This is a genomic window from Frankia casuarinae (genome assembly GCF_000013345.1).
Taxonomy (GTDB): domain Bacteria; phylum Actinomycetota; class Actinomycetes; order Frankiales; family Frankiaceae; genus Frankia; species Frankia casuarinae.
Genome location: NC_007777.1, coordinates 5,363,255 through 5,381,729 on the forward strand (window position 1 = coordinate 5,363,255; position 18,475 = coordinate 5,381,729).

The following is an 18,475-nucleotide window of genomic DNA, read 5'->3' on the forward strand; positions in this document are numbered from 1 at the left end:
GGCTGCCGGAGGCGGTGGACCGCCAGGTCAACCGGGGGAAATCCGGCAGCTTCGTGTTCGTCACGCCTATGTTTGATCATGGCCGCGAACCACGGCGTGGGAACGACGGCGACAAAGCGTCATCGTGGCGACGGCGCTGTCCCGCTCCGCCCACGCCATCGCCCAGTGGAAGTGGCCATATCGTGGCTGACCGTCATGGTTGGCGGCACGGACCGGGACGGCGGGCGGCGTTTTCCAACGCCACCCGCCGTCTTCGGCATTGAACTCGCCGTTGAGCTTGGCGTTGAACGCCATGAGACAATGCACCGTCGATCGAATCCCGCATCGCCGGGACGGCCCCCGCATTCGCGGAGCGCACTTGCATTTGCCGGAACGCACCTGCGCTGTCGGCCTGCCCCCGTATTTACCCGGCGCCCCGCATTGTTGTTGAGCACTCGCATTCGCCGGACGCCGCTGCACTCGCATTCGCCGGACGCCGCTGCACTTGCATTGAGCGCCCGGAACAGACGTGGATGCCTTCGGTGGCCGCCCGGTCCGGCGTCCCGTATCCGTGGCGTCAGGGGTGGAGTCAGGCCGCGGTGCCGGTTGTTCCGGCCGGCCCCGTCGACGGAGGCAGGCGGGCGGGATTCGACGCCGGCAATCCGGTGGTTCGACTGTTATCGATGACCACTACCGGGAACTGTACGGCCAGCAGCTCACCGGTATCGGCGTCGACTCACTGCCGGTGGACTGGCAGCGCGAGCAGCTTGAGTGGTTCGCCGCCGACGTCGCCCCCCGAACTGCGTCGCCCCCCGAACTGCGTCGGGCGTATCCGAGCACCCGCTGGGAGCCGCAGGATTCGGCCCAGACCGCGTCACAGGCTTCGACGTAGGCCGCGTCACGGGCCTCGTCACGGGCTTCGACGTAGGCCCCGTCACGGGCCCCGTCACGGGCTTCGACGCAGGTCCCGTCACGGGCCCCGTCACGGGCTTCGACGCAGGTCCCGGTTGGCTGACCCCGATCAGCCGAGAGATGTCGGCCGCCGCGGATCGCCGGCCGAGAGCCGACGACTGCTGACGGGGGTCCGCGGCACCACCCACAGGAACGCTCCGAACCCCGGATCGATGGTCGCGCGACGCAACGCCGCCAACACCACGCGTACGTGAAAGGCTCCGCAGGAAACCGAGAAGCCTTTTTCCATACCGCAACCATGCCCCCAACCGACCAAGCGCCGCGACCGGCGCAGGCGTGCCGCTATAGCAAGTGATGAGTGAGCGCGCACTTGCGCTAACTCCAGCCGGCAGCCGAGCTAGCAGGCGGGCGCTAACTGTTGAAAGCGTATCAGCTAGCACGGCAATCACCGCTCGACCACTTCTCGTCCGGCTTATCGAAGGTCAGTCCGTCTCGTCGGACCGGTCCAGTGATACCACCGCCGCGCGACGAGCGGATCGGGCGACCGCGCCGCACCGATCACAATGCACAGCCAGCCGCACATCCAGACATCCGGCCGACCATGAACGCGGTGCCGAGGAGGAACGGTCCCCTCAACGTCGTTGACCGACGCCCGTTCCGGAGCACTCCAGCGGCGGTTCCAGCGCGAGGGATGCGCACCCCTACGAGGTAGTCCGACACCGGAAGCGGGGGTACCCCTTCTGGCCCCCTCATCGGGAGGTAGGCCATGGCCCGGAACATTCTCGGCTTCCCTGAACACCGTTCCCCGCAGGCGTGTCGGGAATACGGATGACGGGGACAGCCGGGTACAGCGAAAACAGCCCTACGAGGCCCTCCGCAAGCCCCCTACGGGGTTAGTCCGGAGGTTGGCTCGGGGGTTAGTCTGGGGGTAGTCCGGCCTAGGCGCCGGTTCCACCGTCGGCAGCCGTTGCCATCGGCCGCCGGCCATCGGCCATCGTGATTCTCCGCGGCTCGGCTACCCGGTCGGCTACCCGGGGCAGCCGCTCGGACGGTCCGCCGAGAGTTGCCGTTGTTTAATGTTGTGCGCTTTCGTTGCTTCAGCACGATTGCCCGATGTCATACGACGATGATCTGTTGTTGCGGGGGTGGACGCCAGTCGGATGATCGGCGGGGCTGCCGCCGAGGGAGGCCGGGATTTCTTTGGGTCGCAGACGTGGGTGGATCAGGCGCGGGTGACCTGGCGCCCATGCTGGCGGCGAGGTAGGTGTGTTGTCTGACATGACAGTGGGTAACAGTAGAGCTTCTGGCGACATTTCCTGCCTATCCGTTGTGTCAAGGCAGTGTTCTGTCGGTGCGGGGCGCCTGCGTGCGGGAGGCCGGACTCTCGGGGTCGGTGGTCGACATCGACCTGTTCGGGGTAGGCGAACCGGTGGCACCGCACTGCCCGCTCCCCCCGACGCGGGCGGTGCGACCCGCACGGACCGATCAGGCGCGACCGCCTGTCGGACATCACTCGTCCGCAGGACCCTTCCGCACGACTGTTCCGCACGACTCTTCTGCAGGTGAGGCATGTACGCGGCACGGACGGACGGGTAGGAGTTGACTGACGGCACCTGGCGGCACCCGAGAGGACAAGGTGGACCGATGAGCCTGAGCATCCGCAACCGACTGACCGGAACCGTCACCGACATCACCGAAGGTGCGGTGATGAGCACCGTGACCGTCGATCTTTCCGGCGGGCAGACCGTCACCGCCGCGGTGACCCTTGATGCGATCAAGGATCTCGGCCTCTCGGTGGGGGCCACCGTCGAGATTCTGATCAAGTCCACCGAGGTGGCGCTGGCCACGGGCGGCGTGGACGGTCTGAGCATCCGTAACCGGCTGCGCGGCACGGTATCCAGCCTGGAGACCGGCGGTGCCATGGCCGTCGTGCACATCGCCCTCGACGGTGGCGGCGTGCTCACCGCGGCGATCACCCTGGCCGCCGCGACCGACCTCGCTCTGGCCGCGGGTTCCTCGGTGACTGCCCTGGTCAAGTCGACGGAGGTGGCCCTCGCGACAGCCTGACGGGGCCGGCTGCGCGCTTAACCGCGGAGTCGAGCCGGGTCTTGGTCCCGGGGCACGTTCGAACAGGGGAGAGACGCTGTGCGGGCGACCTTCGTGGTGGGACGGATCGCTGGAGTCCGGATCGGGGTCCACTGGAGCGTGCTGCTCATCTTCGGCATCATCGCGTTCGGCCTCGCGCAGGGCCGCCTCCCACAGGCCTACCCGGGCCATGCCCTGGTGGTGTACTGGGTGGCGGCTCTTGCCGCCGCAGTGGTTTTCTTCGCCTCGCTGCTCGCCCACGAGGTGGCGCACGCCGTGGTGGCCCAGCGCAACGGGGTGGCCGTGGACGACATCGTGTTGTGGCTGCTGGGCGGGGTGGCCCGGCTGAAGTCGGAGGCGTCGAGCCCGGCAGCGGAGCTGCGGATCGCTGGTGTCGGCCCACTCGTCAGCCTCTTGCTGGGCGGGCTCTTCGTGCTGGGCGCCTGGCTGCTCGCCCTGGCGTCCGCGCCCGAACTCCTGATCGAGGTGGTGGCCTGGCTGGCGGGCATCAACCTGCTGCTCGCCGTCTTCAACGCCTTTCCCGCCGCTCCGCTCGACGGTGGGCGGCTGCTGCGCGCCTTCCTGTGGTGGCGTACGGGAGATCGGCTGCGGGCGACCGCCGGGGCCACCGCGGCCGGACGCGTCCTCGGCTGGCTGCTCGTCGTTCTGGGACTCCTCGTGTTCATGAGAGGCGGCGGATTCGGCTGGCTCTGGCTGGCCCTGATCGGCTCGTTCCTCATCGCGGCCGCCACCGCCGAGGGACGGCAGGCGCAGTTGCGCGGTGTGCTCGCCGGCGTCCCGGTACATGACGCCATGACGACGAAACCGCTCACGGTGCCCGCGGCCCTGACCGTCGCGGACCTGCTGGCCGGCCCGCTGTACCGGTACCGGCACTCGGCGTTCCCGGTGACCGGCGAGAACGGAGCCCCGGTCGGGCTGGTGACCCTGGACGGCGCCAAGCAGGTGCCGCCGGAGAAGAGCGGCACGGTAACGGTAAGCGAGGTGATGGTGCCACTGTCGCGGACCACCATCGCGGGTCCCGACGACCCGCTGGCGGATCTGCTGCCGCGCATGGAGCCCGGCGCCGAGCACCGCGTCCTGGTGATGGATCAAGGCAGACTCGTCGGGATCCTGTCCCTGTCGGACATCAGCCGCACGGTGACGTGGCTGATGAACGCCGCCCCCGGGCCGCGCGAAGTCCCGTGACCGAACCCCACCGCCAACGCGGGCCTTCGGCTACCGCGGTTGGCGGCGGTCAGCGGAGATCGTGGGGTTCCCTGGCGGCATCGTCAGGTTCCCTGGCGGCATAGATCGCTGTTTCGGCGCGGATGGCGGCGGCCACGTTTCGGGCCGCCGCCGCGACCTCGGGGTCAAGTCCGAGGCCTGCGGAGAAGGTATGGCCGCAGATTGCGTAGATGACGAGATGCCGGGGAAGCCAGCCGAGTGTTCGGCTGATCTCGATGGTGTCCGCGAGGCCGAGCGCGTGGGTCGATGGCCCGACGAGATCCGCCGGTAGTGTGCGCTCGTTGGCCGGTATGCGGTGCACAGTTCCGGGCGGGGCCGCGGAATGGGCGGCGTCGATGATCCAGACGGCGTCGGCCCCTTCCCAGGCGGCGAACAGCCCTGTCGGCTCGCCGGCGCCTTCGAGTACGTCGACGCCGGCTGGGAGCGTGCAGCGTAGCTGCCGCGCGACTGCCAGGCCGACGGCGTCGTCGTGTCGGTAGGGATTGCCGATCCCGATGACGGTCAGCCGTGTTCGATGTGGAGAGTCAGGAAGTGGGTCGCACATGAGATGCAGGGGTCGTAGTTGCGGATGGCCCGTTCGCAGCGCAGGGCGAGTTCGGGCTCCGACAGGTTCATGAAGCGTTCCACCACACCGCGCAGGTCTTCTTCGATCGGACGTTGGTTCTGGGCGGTTGGTGGCACGATCTTTGCGTCGAGGATGGTGCCGTTGTGGTCGATCGTGTAGCGGTGGTAGAGCAGGCCGCGGGGTGCCTCCGTGACCCCGTATCCGGTTCCCGCCCGGGGCGGGGCCTCCAGCGCGGAGGGGTCGGGCTCGGTGTAGTCCGCGATGATCCGCAGCGCCTCGTCGGCGGCGTGGACCATCTCGATGCAGCGCACGATGATGCTGCGGTAGGGGTTGCGCTCCGGTGGGCGCAGGCCGATCTCGGCGGCGGTCTCGCGGGCGGCGGGCGCCAGCCGCTCCGCGCCCAGCGCGAAGCGAGCCAGCGGTCCGGTGAGGTAGGAGCCGCCCGCGGCCAGGGTCGAGTGCAGGGCGTTCGACCAGGGCACCTGTTCTTCGGTGAAGTGCCGGTCGTAGTCGGCCGGGGCGATGTCGAGGCCAGCGGTGGAGGCGATCCGGCCGCGCTCAACGGGGTATTCGCCAGGTTGGTGGAGCGCGACGAAGGTCTGGTGGAGTTCGTCTTCGGGGAAGTCCAGGGCGGCGGTGAATCGGGCCGTGTCCCGGGCGATGTCTCGCGCCTGTTCCAGTTGCCCGACAAGCTCGGTCAGGTCACGCCGGCGTGGTGCCCGGTACCAGCCGCCGACCCGCGCGTTGACGGGGTGGATCGCGCGGCCGCCGATGACCGTCATGAGCGTGTTGCCGGCCTTCTTCAGCGTGAGTCCCAGCTTGACCAGGGCGGGCTGGTCCTGGGCAAGATGCAGTGCGCTGTCGTAGCCGAGGAAGTCCGGTAGGTGCAGCAGGAAGACGTGTAGTGCGTGACTCTCGATCCATTCACCGCAGTAGATGAGCCGCCGTAGGGCGGCGGGTGGGCCGGTGACCGTGACGTCGCAGATTTGTTCGATGGCCGCCAGCGCGCTCATCTGGTAGGCGACCGGGCAGATGCCGCAGATCCGGGCGGTGATGTCGGGTGGCTCGGTGTAGGCCCGGCCGCGGAGGAACGCCTCAAAGAAGCGCGGCGGTTCGAAGATCTTCAGGTGGGCCTCGTCCACCCGCCCGTCGGTGATCTTGATTAGCAGCCTTCCTTCGCCCTCGACCCTGGTGAGTGGGGGAGGTGCGATGGTCCTAGTCGCGCGCATCGGTCTCACCGCTTCCCGAACCCTCGCCGGGGGCGTCGCGGAATGCCGGCGCGGCGGTGTTGAACGTCCGGAACACTCGGTCGACGTTGTCCTCGTTCATCCCGAGGACCCGTAGCTGGCGGATCAACGCGGGGGTGTTGGGGCTCTCCATCGGGCCGAAACAGCCGTAACAGCCGCGGTGATAGGCCGGGCAGATCGCACCGCATCCGGCATGCGTGACGGGGCCGAGGCACGGCGTGCCGTGCGCGACCATCACGCACACCGTCCCCCGCCGTTTGCATTCGGTGCAGACGGCGGACGAGGAGATGTTCGGGCGTCGGCGAGCGAGGAACGCGCTGATGACTTCGAGGAGCTGGCGAGGGTTGATCGGGCAGCCCTGGAGTTCGAAGTCCACCCGGACGTGCGTGGAGATCGGGGTGGAGGTCGCCAACGTCGAGACGTACGCCGGGGTGGCGTAGACGGCCGCGAGGAAGTCACCGACGTCGGCGAAGTTGCGGAGCGCCTGGATGCCGCCGGCGGTCGCGCAGGCGCCGATTGTGACCAGACGCCGGGACGCGGCCCGGACCTGGTGGATGCGTTCCACGTCCTGTTCGGTGGTGACCGAGCCCTCGACGAGGGAGAGGTCGTAGGGACCGTCGACGGTCGCGCTGGATGCCTCCAGGAAGTAGGAGACGTCGATCTCGCCGGCGAGCGAGAGCAGCTCATCTTCGCAGTCGAGCAGGGTGAGCTGGCAGCCGTCGCAGGAGGCGAACTTCCAGACGGCGAGCCGGGGCCTGGCTGGGCTGGTCGGCGTCGGCGTCGGCGTAGACATCGGCATCGGCATCACAGCTCCCGGACGGCGAGCAACGGTTCCAGGCGGTCGTAGCCGCAGACCGGTCCGTCCAGACAGAGCATCAGCGGGCCGAGCTGGCAGCGGCCGCAGTGACCGAGGCCGCAGTGCATGTTGCGTTCCATGGACAGGTGGATGCGGTCGGCGAGTACGCCGGCGTCGACCAGGGCCCGTGCGGTCAGCCGCATCATGATCTCGGGTCCGCAGGTGAACGCGACGGTTCTGGCCGGATCGAAACGCACGTGCGGGAGGAGGGTGGTGACGACGCCGACCCGGCCGTCCCATCCGGGCCGCGCACCGTCGACGGTCACCAGGGCTTGGAGGTCGGTGCGGTCCTGCCAACCGGCCAGCTCCCGGCGGTAGAGGATGTCCGCGGGTGTACGGGTGCCGACGAGCACGACCACGTTGCCGTAGTCGGCGCGCCGTCGCAGGATCTGCCGGACGACCGGCCGCAGCGGCGCCAGCCCGAGCCCGCCCGCGACCACGACGACGTCCAGCCCGGCTGCGGCGCCTACCGGCCAGCCTCGCCCGAACGGGCCACGCACCCCGAGGACGTCGCCCGGGCGGGACGCGCAGATCGCTTCCGTCACCGCGCCGACCGCTCGGACGGTGTGCACAAGCGGGCTGTCGGTACCAGCCGCCACGGAGTCGTCGCCCGCCACGGAGTCGTCGCCCGCCACGGAGTCGTCGCCCGCCACGGAGTCGTCGCCCGCCACGGAGTCGTCGCCCATCGCCGGGTCGCAGCCCGTCACGGACAGGGGGACCTCGCCGACGCCGAAAGCGTAGACCATGGTGAACTGGCCGGGTGCGGCGATGATCGGAGCGTTGGAGAGCGGCGCGAGTTCCAGGGTCCACGTGTCACCCGTCTCCTGGTGGCGGCGGGTCACCCGGAACGGCCGAGGGGTCATCTCCCCGGCCGCGCCGTCAGCCCTGGCCCGGGTTTGCGTAGACATCGAGCAGCCGCAACCGGGTGGCCTGCAAGCGCTCGATGAGCACCTGCGCAAGGTGGGACAGCACGTCGTAGCCCAGCGCCGGGTCCTGGGAGAACTTCCCGCGTAGGCAGGCACCGTCGATGGCGGTGGCGCGGACCAGCGAGAGGGCACGGGCGTCGAAATGGAGCCGGTACGGCGGGAACAGCCAGGACCAGCCCACCACATTGCCGGCTCCGACGGTCTCGATGGGGACCAGACCCCGGGTCGGGACGAAGGTTTCGATCGCGACCGTGCCGTGCCGGATGACGTAGAGGGTGTCGGCCGGGTCGCCTTCCCGCAGGAGTACGTCGCCCGGGCGGAAGATGGCGTGCCGGGCACACCCGGCGAGGAGGGCGAGGTGGTCCGGGTGCATACCGGCGAAGACGCCGACCTCGCCGAGCGGTGCCTCAACCAACGTCATCGCCGGCCGCGGAGTTCGCTCGAATGGCGGTCAGTTCCTCGGTGACGTCGATGCCGACGGGACACCAGGTGATGCACCGTCCGCAGCCGACGCATCCGGACGTTCCGAACTGGTCGTGCCAGGTGCCGAACTTGTGGGTCAACCACTGGCGGTAGCGGGAGCGTCCGGAGGCACGGACGTTGCCGCCGTGGAGGTAGGAGTGGTCCAGCGAGAAGCAGGACTCCCAGCTGCGCCAGCGCTCCGCCTCACTTCCGGTGAGGTCGCTGACGTCCTCCACCGAGGTGCAGAAGCAGGTTGGGCACACCATCGTGCAGTTGCCGCAGCTCAGGCACCGCTGCGCCACCTCGTCCCACCGTGGATGTTCGAGGTTGTCCGCGAGCAGGTCACGCAGGTCGGCCGCGTCGACGGTGCGTCCCATCCGGTCGGCCGCCCCATCCACGGCCGCCTGGGCCGCGCTCCGGTCGGCGGCTTCGCCCGGGCGCCCCGCCAGCTCGCCCAGTATCTCGACACCCCGAGGGGTGCCCGCCTCGACGAGCAGCCGGTGGTCACCGGCCAGGACTTCGCTGAGGACCAAGTCGTAGCCCTCCCGCACCGCCGGGCCCGTGTTCATCGACACGCAGAAGCAGGTCCCACCCGGCTCGTGGCAGTTCACCGCGACGATGAACACATCGCTGCGGCGAGCAGCGTAGTCGCGGTCGGCGTGGCGCCCCCCGAGCAGGATCCGGTCCTGGGTCGCGATGGCCTGCAGCTCACAGGAACGGACGTCGAGGAATGCCACCGCTGCCCGCGGTAGCGGTTCCTCCGCCACCTCGAAGCCGCCGTCCCCGAAGCCGCCGTCCCCGAAGCCGCCATCGCCGAAGCCGCCATCGCCGTCGCGGCGGGTCGTCAGCAGGCGCAGCCGGGGCGGCAGCAGGTTCTGCTTCCACGAATGCGGCCCCACCGCGTAACCGAACAGCGCCGCGTCGCGACGACGCTCGAGCCGGTAACGACCCGCCTCCTGGACATCGGTCCACCCCACCGGGAGCTGCGCCGCGCTACTGATCTTGTCGTACACGATCGCGCCATCCCGCACCGTCGGGCCGACGACCTGATACCCGCGTGCACGCAGCACGTCAACGAGCGTCCCGAGCACCGCCGGCTCGACGACGAGCTCGGCCACACCTGCGTCCGTCACCTCACCCTCCACTCCCCGGACAGCGGTAACCTTCTGTGGCGAGTTCCATACCCCTGGGTGCCGTCGGGGAACATGCGCTTCAGGTGGGGATCCCCGCCCTGGTAGCGATGGACGCCGCGGACGGCCCGACCGCGATCCGCGCCGCCGGCGGCGGGTTGTCGACCGAGGCTTGCGGGACCGGGTCTTGCGGGGATGTGCCCGTCGTCCTGGCGCCGCGGCGGCTGGAGCCGAAGACTGGACGGCATGAAGTCGTCGGCTGATCCCTGGGATAGGCCGGTACGGGTCGTAGGTGCCGCCGGTGGGGTGCTGTGGCGGCCCACGCGGGACGGGCGGCAGATCGCGGTCGTGCACCGGCCACGGTACGACGACTGGTCCCTGCCCAAGGGCAAGCTGCGTCGGCGGGAACATCCGTTGCTCGGTGCGTTGCGGGAGGTCGAGGAGGAGACTGGTTACCGGGCCTGGCTCGGGCCCCCGCTCGGCGAGTACCGCTACCTGACGGACGGCGGCAGGACGGTGAAGACGGTCCGGTACTGGGCGATGCAGGCCCGTTCCGGCACGTTCGTCCCCACCCGGGAGGTGGACAGGCTTGCCTGGCTGGCGAAGGGGGATGCGGCGCGCCGGGTCAGCTACGACACCGACCGCCACGTCCTCGCCGAGTTTGGTCGGCTGCCGGCGCCGACGGCCGCACTCGTCGTCATCCGCCACGCTCGGGCCGCCCACCATCGGCGCTGGGACGGGCCTGACCGGCTACGCCCGCTCGATGAGCGCGGCCGGGCCCAGGCGAACGCACTGGTGCCGCTGCTGACCAGCCTGGGGATTCGCCTGTTGATCAGCGCCGACCTGCCCTGCTGCACCGCCACGCTCGCCCCGTACGCGCGCGCGGCCGGGCTCGCCGTCGAACCGGAGCCGGCGCTGGCGGACACCGGCTATCCCGGATCGGAGGCGAGGGTGGTCGCTACCTTGATGGGGCTCGCGGCGTCCGGGACTCCGACGGCGATCTGTAGCCAGCGCACCATCGTTGCCGACCTGATCCGACGGCTCCTGGACGGCTGGTGCTGGCCGGTCCCGGACCAGCTCGGGGTACGGGAGGGCGGCTTCTGGCTGCTGCACTGCCCTCCCGGCAGGCTGGTCGCAGCGGAACGTCACGATCCCGTAGCATGATTAGCCTGACGGTGCGTGTTTGTCACGCATGCAGGGTTGAACCCGTCGTCCTTTTCAGCCGGTGCCGCTGCGGGCCTCCTCGGGAGGGTGGCGGACCTCGGCGTCCGGTCCCGGGTAGACGAAGCTGACGTGCCCGGTGTCGGACCAGCGGACGGTGAACGGTGGGTCGCCGGCAGGCGAGCGCACCTCAAGGATCTCCCCAAGGCGGTCCGGTTGCGTGACGGTGGGACGGTGGACAACCAGGGTGTCGCCGGGATGGGCGCGCATCGCCCTACGCCGGGGCGGCAGTTCGAGCGCCAGCTCGACGGGCTCCTCGCCGGTGGTAGCCAGCGGTGGGGCCTCGCGGTGGGGGGCAAAGACCTCATCGGCGAGCGGGTGTACCAGCTCGGCCATCTCGTGCTCGGTGCGGATGAGCAGATCGTCGACGGACAGCAGGCCGACGAGCCGGCGGCCGTCGACGACCGGGAGCCGGCGGATCGCGTGGTCACGGAAGATTTCGTAGGCCCGTTCGAGGTCAACGCCGGACGGTACGGTGATGACCTCGGTGGTCATGAGGGCGTCGATCCGGCTGTCCGTCGGGATACCGCGGGCAACGCCGCGTAGCACGATGTCGCGGTCGGTGACGATCCCGACCAGGCGGTCGTTCTCCATGACGAGGAGCGCGCCCACGCCCTGCCGTTCCATCTGCGCCGCCGCGTCCCGAACCGTGGTGGACCGCTCCACGGTGACCGGCAGCCGGACGATCGTGCTACGAATGTCGGCCATGCTTACCCCTCCAGGAAGGTGCTCGCCCCCGGGCAGTGACCCCTGGCCCCAGCCCCGCGCCGGCCGAGCAGCCCCGCCGCGGACGTCCGCGCCTGCGACCTGGGCAGACCCAACAGATCGGACCAGTTCCGCCGAGGGCGCTGGCGTTCCATGCTCGCCATCTGGTTGTTCCGTCCTGGCGGCAGGCAGCTGCCCGGCCCAGCCTGCGCCACACACGCCCGCCTGCCGGACGCCGCCGGCCCGTTGTAGACGGGCCCAGATGCCACCGGATGAGCGTCGCCAGACGGTCGCCGAGTCGCGCGGGTAAGGTCACAATCTTCTCTTCCCCCTAGAAGAATGCAGATCATCACCCAGTGTGTCCATTCTGACCACTTTCAGTCTCTACCCACGCCTGGCTCGCCCGAACCACAGACCGGCCAGATCCAGGCCCACGACGGGCTAGCTCGCCCCGGCCGCTCCATCTCGGCAGGACGCCGATGATCGCCATCTATCCGCTCAGGTGCGCGCTGCCCCCGGTCGGATCACCCCCACGGGCGTGGGGAGGACCGAGGTGGTATCTGCCCGGCAGAGCGGGCAGGCACAGTAGTGACCAAAGCTTCACCGTATGCTTTCGCCTGGATCAGGGTTTCGACATGAAACTGCTCGCTACGCGGCACCGGGCATCCCTCCACCTGGCACCCGCCACCCCCGCACCGCCCGACGCCTCCCACCCGGGCCCGTCCCGCACGGGCCCGTCCCACACGGCCGTGTCCGCAGCCGACCTCGGGCTGCTGCTGCTTCGGATGACCTTCGGTCTGCTGCTCGCCGGGCACGGTGCGCAGAAGCTCTTCGGCATGTTCGGCGGCCACGGCCTCACCGCGACCGGCAAGGGATTCGCCCAGCTGGGTTACCATCCCGGCACCTTCTTCGCCGGGCTGGCCGGCGCGTCCGAGTTCCTCGGCGGCCTCGGCCTGGCGGTGGGCCTGCTGACTCCGTTGGCGGCCGCGGCCGTGATCGGTGTGATGATCAACGCAATGATCGTGACCGCACCAAACGGACTGTGGGAAACCGACGGCGGCATGGAGTACCCGCTGTGCGTCGCGGTGGTCGCGATCACGGTGGCTGCGGTCGGTGCCGGGCGGCTGGCGCTCGACCGCCTCTTCCGGCGGCGCGACGGCGGGCTGCCCGAGGCGGCCTTCGCCCTCGGCCTCGGCGGCATCAGCGCCGCCATCGTGCTGGCGGTCTAGACCGAACTTACGTGATCTTTCTCTGCCGAAAGCGGCCGTGGCCAGAGTGTTCGAAGAGTTCGAGTCGGCACGCTCGAACCAGCGTTCGAAAGTGGACTTACCTTTACAAGAACAACCGCTCTTCCCTAGGGCCTGCAGACCACCGTTGCCCGTAAACGTAGCCAAACGATGGCTCATTACCGTACTCTTACCTGTGACATAAGGTGAGGGAGTAGTGACGTGCTTTTGGATGGACCGGCAGCGCGCATCCCCGCCACCGCTGCGTCGACCGCCGGCACGTCGACCGCCGGCACGTCGACCGCCCATCCTCCGACGACCGCCTCGTCGACGCGAGACGCCGACCCGCTGCCAGAACCGTCGGCCCTCGGTCAAGCCGTCCTGCTCGGGATGGAGATCGACGGAGTCCAGCGACAGATCCAGCACCTGACCGACGTGCTGAAGCAGTTACGCCGCCACCGCCAGCACTGGGAAGCCGGTGGCCGGGCCGAGCAGAGTGTGGTCCGAGTGCTGGTCGGTATGGACGACGCAGGGTGGCACGTGCTGCCGGACCGACGGTGGCCAGGCACCCGCCGGGCCAACATCGACGTGATCGTGGTGGGGCCTGGCGGAGTCTTCGTGGTAGACGTGAAGAACTGGCGAGAGATCACCGTCGAACGCGGCCGGTTATGGCGTGGCGACGCCGACGCGGACGACGACGTCCGCAAACTTCTGGATCAGACCGTAGCGGTGGAGGAGGTGCTGGTAGAGGCAGGTCTGCCACCGACCGAGGTGGTTCCGCTGCTGGTTCTGGCCAGGCGGAAAAACGTCCGGGCACAACTCGACCGGGTGACGGTGCTCGGCGAGCAGGACCTGACCCGCGACCTGGCGCGTCGTGGCGCACGCCTGGCACCGGACCTCGTTGAACAACTACTGGACCGTCTGGCACGCGGTTGCCCGCCGATGCCCCGCGCCGCCGCCGTCACCACCGTCACGGTCGCCGAGGCGCCGACCTCACGGTCTGTCCGCCGTCCGGTCGCGCGCCGGGCAGGTCCCTCTTCGAACGGTACGGCCGCGACCGAAAGCCCAGCCGCTATCGAGCGGCCCACTCAGGCCTACTGTCCGGCTCCGGCCGGGCGTCCGACTTCTTCCGAGCCGCTGTCGCCGCCCGAGCAATCGGTTCCACCAGATCAGGATGCGCTGCTGAGCCGCGAGGAGCTGTGGCAAGAACTTCTCGACGCCGCCGCCCGAGAGCCGATCGAGACGTGGATGACCTGGCTGCACCCGACGCAGGCCCGCCTGGCCGGCCGGCAGTGGTCGGGTCCGGCCCGCGTCCGCGGCGCGGCCGGTACCGGCAAGACGGTTATCGCGTTGCACCGCGCCAAGTATCTGGCCGCCCGCGGGGAACGGGTGTTGTTCACCTCGCTGGTGCGTACGCTGGGGCCGGTCTACCGCGCACTGCTGACCCGGATGGCCCCCGAGCACGTCGACCGGATCGAGTTCGCCACCGTCCACGCCGTCGCCACACGTTGTCTTCGCGAACACGGCTTGGCAGACCGGCACCAGCAGGAGGCCGCCGACACCTGTTTCTGGCGCGCCTGGGGGCAGGTCGGGCAGTTCTCGGTTCTGCCCGGGCTCGGCCTGGCTCCCGGGTATTGGAAGGACGAGATCGCGACAGTCGTCAAGGGCCGAGGCCTGACCGACTTCGAGCAGTACGCCAAGCTGGCACGCGTCGGGCGCAGCACTCCCTTGCAACCGACCCACCGGCGTGCGGTGTGGGAGCTGTACGAACGGTACGAGCAGCTCCGGACAGAGCGCGGCGTCCTCGATCGCGACGACGTGCTGCTCCTGGCTCGCGACCTGGTGCGCGAGAGTTCCGACACCCGGTACGACGCGGTGATCGTTGACGAGGTACAGGACCTGACGTGCGTCGGTCTGCAACTGCTGCATGCCTTCGTCGGCGACAAGCCGGACGGCCTGCTCGTGGTCGGCGATGGCCAGCAGTCCATCTATCCCGGCGGTTTCACCCTCGCCGAGGCCGGCGTCGCCGTCGTCGGACGCTCCACCGTGCTCGGGAGAAACTACCGTAATCGCGAGAAGATCCTGCGCTACGCTCAGGCGGTAGTCGCCGACGACAGCTTCGACGACCTCGACGGCGTCCAGGAACGCGGGCGGCGCGAGGTCGACGTCGACCGGCCGGGAGGCGAGATCCGCGAGGTCACGGTGTCGGGCACCGTGGCGCAGGATGCGGCGCTCTGCGAGCACCTCGTGGAGTTCCATGACAATCGGAACGTCCGTTACGGCGATATGGCGGTGCTCGTGCCGACGAACGCCGCGGCTGCGCGGTGGCTGCGCGTCCTCACCGAGCGGGGCATTCCAGCGGTTTCCCTCAAGGAGTATGACGGAACCAGCTGTGAGGCGGTCAAGGTCGGGACGTACCACCGGGTCAAGAGCCTCGACTTCGCCCATGTCTGTATTCCCGACCGCAACCTCTTCCCAAAGCCGCGGCGGCCGTCCGAATCGGCCGACGCGTTTCGCGAGCGAACCCAGTTGGAACGCCGACAGATGTACGTGGCCATCACGAGGGCACGAGACAGCGTGTGGGCCGGTATCCGCGAGGTACCCGACTCGGACCACTCGATCCCCGCCGAGATCGGACACAGCTCCAGGTAGGAACTCTGGTTCGATTCCCCCCAAAAGCGGACAGTGGTTAACTGGTTTGATATATTTAGGTAATATCCGTGCGCCACCGTCTCCGACATGTGACGCTACGTACGCGAGATACGCTTCCATCACTAGCTCTGGGGGGAGAGGTGTTGTGGCCCTCATGCCTGTGACTCGGATGGTTGAACGGCCCCATCCGGAACAGGGAATACGGAGATCAAGGAAGCGATCGTTCCTGTCTATTGAGACTTCCACGCACCCGTTTACTGGTCCGATCGGGTAGAAAAATTGGCCAGGAGCGCAGCCGGCAGTCGAGAAAATTCCGGCCGGAACGTGCGGTGTTCTCTCCACGCCGGCACACGCAGAGATGCCTCCTGCTAACTCCTGTTTTCCGATGGCCAGGTCTTTCTCGAAACCATACGAACCTACTCCAGCCAGGAGAGGTTTCCCCCGCAAGCCAGAATGGAGCAGACCATGGCGGAAATTGACCTCGGATTGGCCACGGACTGGGATGAGGGCGACACCCACGGCCGAATCAGGTTGAGGCAGAACCAGAAGTACCCGAACTCGCCCAAGAAGGATGTGCTCATCAGCTCACCGGTGAGCATCGAACTCTCGGTCAACACAAACTACTCCACCTCCCAGGAAGCCGACAAGATCTTCTTCACGACCCACCACGGCAACCAGAAAAAGATCATCGCAATACTGGACTCCAACGGAGACCTCTACATCGCTGGCCGCGTGATCGAAGGGCAGTCGAACCTGTCCTACGAGTAGCCCGACAGCTCGGGGTGGGCCGGCACCGCCGCGCCCACCCCGGCACGGACGTCGCTGCCATGCTCGCCCCGCTGGGCCGGCGGCTGCTGGTCGTCGACCCGGCCGAGGTCGACGACGACCTGGTGCGCGACGTCACCGAGATCCTGACGTCGCTGTGCGCCCGGCCGCACGCAAGCCTGACACTGTCCGAACTCACGTTCACCTGCCAGTCCTGCGGGCTGGTAGGCGACCGCGACCTGAACGCCGCGGTCAACCTGTCCAACCTCGTCGCCGCCAGTACATCGGAGACGGTAAACGCCCGTGGAGCCGACCGTAAGACCCCGTCCGCGGGGCGGGCGGCTGGGAAACGGGAACCCGGCACGGCTCCGGCCGGTCAGACCGGGAGTGCCTCACCGCAAGGTGAGGCGGCATGAGCGCCGCTATCGGGCGCTCTTATGCAACGGTTACTCCGATCCCCACGTCACTCCCCTATGTCCCCTCCCCTGTGTCCCCTCCCCTGTGTCCACGCCGCGATGTCCCGGTCCGACGCGATGCTGTGAGGGCGCGTGCTCGTCGAGTCGGCCGCGTTGTCCGGCCTCCACACACGGCCGAACACCTGGTAGGACTGCCCCCGGGCACCGAGGAGGCGGCCCCGCCAGCACCGGGACTGGCGGATAGGAGGCCCTTCCGCGTCTGACGCGGCCCCGCCGCCCATCGGCCAGCCAGGTGGCGGTGCTCATCCAGAAGCATAACCGGCAAGATCATTATGCTCCGTCCGTCTGTGGCTACATAACGAACAACCCAGCCCCCGCCAGGTCGGGCGAAGCCCGACACTCGGGGGTCCGGGGGTCGCCCCCCGGGCAGGCATAACGGCCGATGGCGCAGCCGATCAAAGATCGGCAAGCAGCCGAAGCCGGCGCGTGGAGACGAGGGGACTCGAACCCCTAACCCCTGCCTTGCAAAGGCAGTGCTCTGCCAATTGAGCTACGCCCCCCGCGGGACGCACTCCGGCCGGGACGGAACCACCCGACGATGACCACCTCGGCGAAGCGCTTCACAAGCGTACGGCATGACGGTCTCCTCGGACGTTGGTCCGGCACGGGAACCATAGGGGGACACCGATGCTCGGGTTGATCCGGTCTTCCGGCGATCACAGTGCCCGCCTACGACCATCGGGCCCCGCGGGCGCCCTGTGGATAACCGGGCCGCGACTCCCCCAATCGCCACCCTGTGGATAACCGGCCCGCCGACGCCGCCGTCAGCGATGGCTACGGCTACGGCCGTGCCGGCACCGGCCGCGAGGCCCGTCGGTCAGGACCGGCGCAGGGTCGGATCGATGAAGGCCAGCCGCTCCCGCACCTTAACCGCGAGATCCCGGAAGTCGGAGTAGCAGCGCCGCACCGCGCTCTGCGTACCGCCGAGTGCGCCGTCTCCGGCCCGCAGCTCGAACATCGGCTTACGGGCGTCGTGCGCCAGCGGGATCAGGTTCGCGTAGTGCCCCAGGGTGGCGATCTCGAAGGAACGGTCATGCGGTCCGGGGTTCCCGCTGGTGAGCACCGAGGTCGCGAACACCTCGGGAATCCGGTCGAGCCACCGGTCGTGCGCCTTCGCCGGCCGGTCGGTCCGCGTCGGCGGCTGCATCACGATGTACCCGATCGGCATCATCAGCCCGCGCGGGGCCGAGATACGCTCGGGAATCTTCGGCAGCACCATGCCCTGCCAGGTGGAACGCCACTCCCGCAGTGTGGGGCCGAGGTTGCGCAGCCCTCGCAGCGAGAATAGGTCCGCCGTCAGTGGCATGAGCACGGTGTCGGCGGACAGCAGCGCGGCCCGGTTGATGGCCCCCAGATTGGGCCCCACGTCGATGAGCACGATCTCGGCGCCGACCGAGCGGGCACCATGGTCGATGACCCGGTGCAAAGCCGTCGTCGTACGCAGCGCCGCGATGTCCTTGCCGAGGAAGCTGTTCGGCCAGGCGGCCGACAGCCGGTCCTCGAAGACGCTCAGCTCGACGTCGCCGGGCAGCAGCCACAGACCGTCCTCGATCGTCACCGGATCGAAGAGCGTGACGTCCCCGACCCCCTCCATGATTGGCCCGATCGCCGTCGCCATCGTCCCCGTACCGGGGACGATCCGAACCGGGCGCACGTCGAGGTCGATGATGGACTTCGGCGCGGACGACGCGGTGACCTCCGGCTCCTCCCACAGCTGGGTCAGCTCGTCCTCGTCGAGGAACTGGGCGGTCAGGTTCGCCTGCGGATCGAGATCGACCGCGAGCACCCGGTGACCCATGCGCTGCAGCATGTGCGCCAGGTGGTAGGCGAGGGTCGTCTTACCGACGCCGCCCTTGTTGTTGAACAAGGCCATCGTGATCATGAAAAGCCCCGGCCGCGATCCCCACGTCGCCCGCGCGCCGCCTCACCCCAGTTGTCCCTGTTGTCCAACACGGCAGACATTGTCGCGCTAGCCGGAAACCTCAGAAGAAGCCCGCCCCGTCGCGGGTCCCGCCGGCCCCCG

At 68.9% G+C, this 18,475-nt stretch carries 17 protein-coding genes, 1 tRNA gene and 1 pseudogene; 8 read left to right on the top strand and 11 right to left on the bottom strand.

Going from position 1 to position 18,475, the window contains the following annotated elements; translation table 11 throughout:
- Positions 1-66: 66 nt before the first annotated feature.
- Entirely contained in the window at positions 67-294 is a 228-nt protein-coding gene (locus FRANCCI3_RS22720; RefSeq protein WP_041258067.1) for a hypothetical protein, read from the bottom strand.
- Positions 295-2,535: 2,241 nt separating this feature from the next.
- On the opposite strand from FRANCCI3_RS22720, the gene FRANCCI3_RS22725 reads away from it, so the two are divergent.
- Together FRANCCI3_RS22725 and FRANCCI3_RS22730 are read left to right on the top strand one after the other, a co-directional pair.
- Positions 2,536-2,958: a TOBE domain-containing protein gene (locus FRANCCI3_RS22725; RefSeq protein WP_011438847.1), complete on the top strand. Its 423-nt coding sequence runs from the start codon at positions 2,536-2,538 to the stop codon at positions 2,956-2,958.
- A gap of 78 nt (positions 2,959-3,036) precedes the next feature.
- Complete coding sequence (locus FRANCCI3_RS22730) at positions 3,037-4,182, top strand: site-2 protease family protein (RefSeq protein ID WP_011438848.1); 1,146 nt, start codon at positions 3,037-3,039, stop codon at positions 4,180-4,182.
- A gap of 49 nt (positions 4,183-4,231) precedes the next feature.
- Here FRANCCI3_RS22730 and FRANCCI3_RS22735 read toward each other — a convergent pair whose 3' ends face one another.
- The 6 genes from FRANCCI3_RS22735 to FRANCCI3_RS22760 are packed head-to-tail and all read right to left on the bottom strand — an operon-like array spanning position 4,232 to position 9,410.
- Positions 4,232-4,765, bottom strand: a complete 534-nt coding sequence (locus FRANCCI3_RS22735; protein WP_011438849.1) for a hydrogenase maturation protease — start codon at positions 4,763-4,765, stop codon at positions 4,232-4,234.
- Complete coding sequence (locus FRANCCI3_RS22740; RefSeq protein WP_011438850.1) at positions 4,723-6,015, bottom strand: Ni/Fe hydrogenase subunit alpha; 1,293 nt, start codon at positions 6,013-6,015, stop codon at positions 4,723-4,725. Before FRANCCI3_RS22740 ends, FRANCCI3_RS22735 begins: the two co-directional genes overlap by 43 nt.
- Entirely contained in the window at positions 6,002-6,826 is an 825-nt protein-coding gene (locus FRANCCI3_RS22745; protein WP_049761148.1) for an oxidoreductase, read from the bottom strand. The genes FRANCCI3_RS22740 and FRANCCI3_RS22745 overlap by 14 nt, the downstream gene beginning before the upstream one ends.
- 11 nt (positions 6,827-6,837) lie before the next feature.
- Entirely contained in the window at positions 6,838-7,797 is a 960-nt protein-coding gene (locus FRANCCI3_RS22750; protein WP_108913670.1) for an FAD/NAD(P)-binding protein, read from the bottom strand.
- Positions 7,769-8,236: a cyclic nucleotide-binding domain-containing protein gene (locus FRANCCI3_RS22755; protein ID WP_011438853.1), complete on the bottom strand. Its 468-nt coding sequence runs from the start codon at positions 8,234-8,236 to the stop codon at positions 7,769-7,771. Before FRANCCI3_RS22755 ends, FRANCCI3_RS22750 begins: the two co-directional genes overlap by 29 nt.
- A complete protein-coding gene (locus tag FRANCCI3_RS22760) occupies positions 8,223-9,410 on the bottom strand; it encodes a sulfite reductase subunit A (protein ID WP_011438854.1) in 1,188 nt (395 codons plus the stop codon). Before FRANCCI3_RS22760 ends, FRANCCI3_RS22755 begins: the two co-directional genes overlap by 14 nt.
- A 243-nt stretch (positions 9,411-9,653) precedes the next feature.
- On the opposite strand from FRANCCI3_RS22760, the gene FRANCCI3_RS22765 reads away from it, so the two are divergent.
- Complete coding sequence (locus FRANCCI3_RS22765) at positions 9,654-10,571, top strand: NUDIX hydrolase (RefSeq protein WP_035957976.1); 918 nt, start codon at positions 9,654-9,656, stop codon at positions 10,569-10,571.
- A 54-nt stretch (positions 10,572-10,625) separates the two neighbouring features.
- Here FRANCCI3_RS22765 and FRANCCI3_RS22770 read toward each other — a convergent pair whose 3' ends face one another.
- Together FRANCCI3_RS22770 and FRANCCI3_RS26520 are read right to left on the bottom strand one after the other, a co-directional pair.
- Complete coding sequence (locus FRANCCI3_RS22770) at positions 10,626-11,336, bottom strand: DUF1918 domain-containing protein (RefSeq protein WP_011438856.1); 711 nt, start codon at positions 11,334-11,336, stop codon at positions 10,626-10,628.
- 2 nt (positions 11,337-11,338) lie between these two features.
- The gene (locus tag FRANCCI3_RS26520) at positions 11,339-11,602 is read right to left on the bottom strand and encodes a hypothetical protein (RefSeq protein WP_148214927.1); all 264 of its coding nucleotides are present in this window, start codon (positions 11,600-11,602) and stop codon (positions 11,339-11,341) included.
- Positions 11,603-11,968: 366 nt separating this feature from the next.
- Between FRANCCI3_RS26520 and FRANCCI3_RS22775 the strand changes: the two genes are divergently transcribed.
- The 5 genes and pseudogenes from FRANCCI3_RS22775 to FRANCCI3_RS25745 all read left to right on the top strand — a co-directional run bounded on the left by FRANCCI3_RS22775 (position 11,969) and on the right by FRANCCI3_RS25745 (position 16,392).
- A complete protein-coding gene (locus tag FRANCCI3_RS22775; RefSeq protein WP_011438857.1) occupies positions 11,969-12,562 on the top strand; it encodes a DoxX family protein in 594 nt (197 codons plus the stop codon).
- A gap of 219 nt (positions 12,563-12,781) precedes the next feature.
- Positions 12,782-15,211: a UvrD-helicase domain-containing protein gene (locus tag FRANCCI3_RS22780; RefSeq protein WP_011438858.1), complete on the top strand. Its 2,430-nt coding sequence runs from the start codon at positions 12,782-12,784 to the stop codon at positions 15,209-15,211.
- A 465-nt stretch (positions 15,212-15,676) separates the two neighbouring features.
- Complete coding sequence (locus FRANCCI3_RS22785) at positions 15,677-15,979, top strand: DUF6342 family protein (protein WP_011438859.1); 303 nt, start codon at positions 15,677-15,679, stop codon at positions 15,977-15,979.
- A gap of 50 nt (positions 15,980-16,029) precedes the next feature.
- Positions 16,030-16,143: pseudogene (locus FRANCCI3_RS25190) on the top strand (IS607 family transposase); the annotation flags it as partial.
- The gene (locus FRANCCI3_RS25745) at positions 16,132-16,392 is read left to right on the top strand and encodes a zinc ribbon domain-containing protein (RefSeq protein WP_349257427.1); all 261 of its coding nucleotides are present in this window, start codon (positions 16,132-16,134) and stop codon (positions 16,390-16,392) included. The pseudogene FRANCCI3_RS25190 and the gene FRANCCI3_RS25745, both read left to right, overlap by 12 nt.
- A 487-nt stretch (positions 16,393-16,879) precedes the next feature.
- On the opposite strand, the gene FRANCCI3_RS22795 is transcribed toward FRANCCI3_RS25745, so the two are convergent.
- Together FRANCCI3_RS22795 and FRANCCI3_RS22800 are read right to left on the bottom strand one after the other, a co-directional pair.
- A tRNA-Ala gene (locus FRANCCI3_RS22795) sits at positions 16,880-16,952 on the bottom strand.
- A gap of 317 nt (positions 16,953-17,269) precedes the next feature.
- Positions 17,270-18,334, bottom strand: a complete 1,065-nt coding sequence (locus tag FRANCCI3_RS22800; protein ID WP_011438861.1) for a ParA family protein — start codon at positions 18,332-18,334, stop codon at positions 17,270-17,272.
- Between the last annotated feature and the right edge of the window lie 141 nt (positions 18,335-18,475).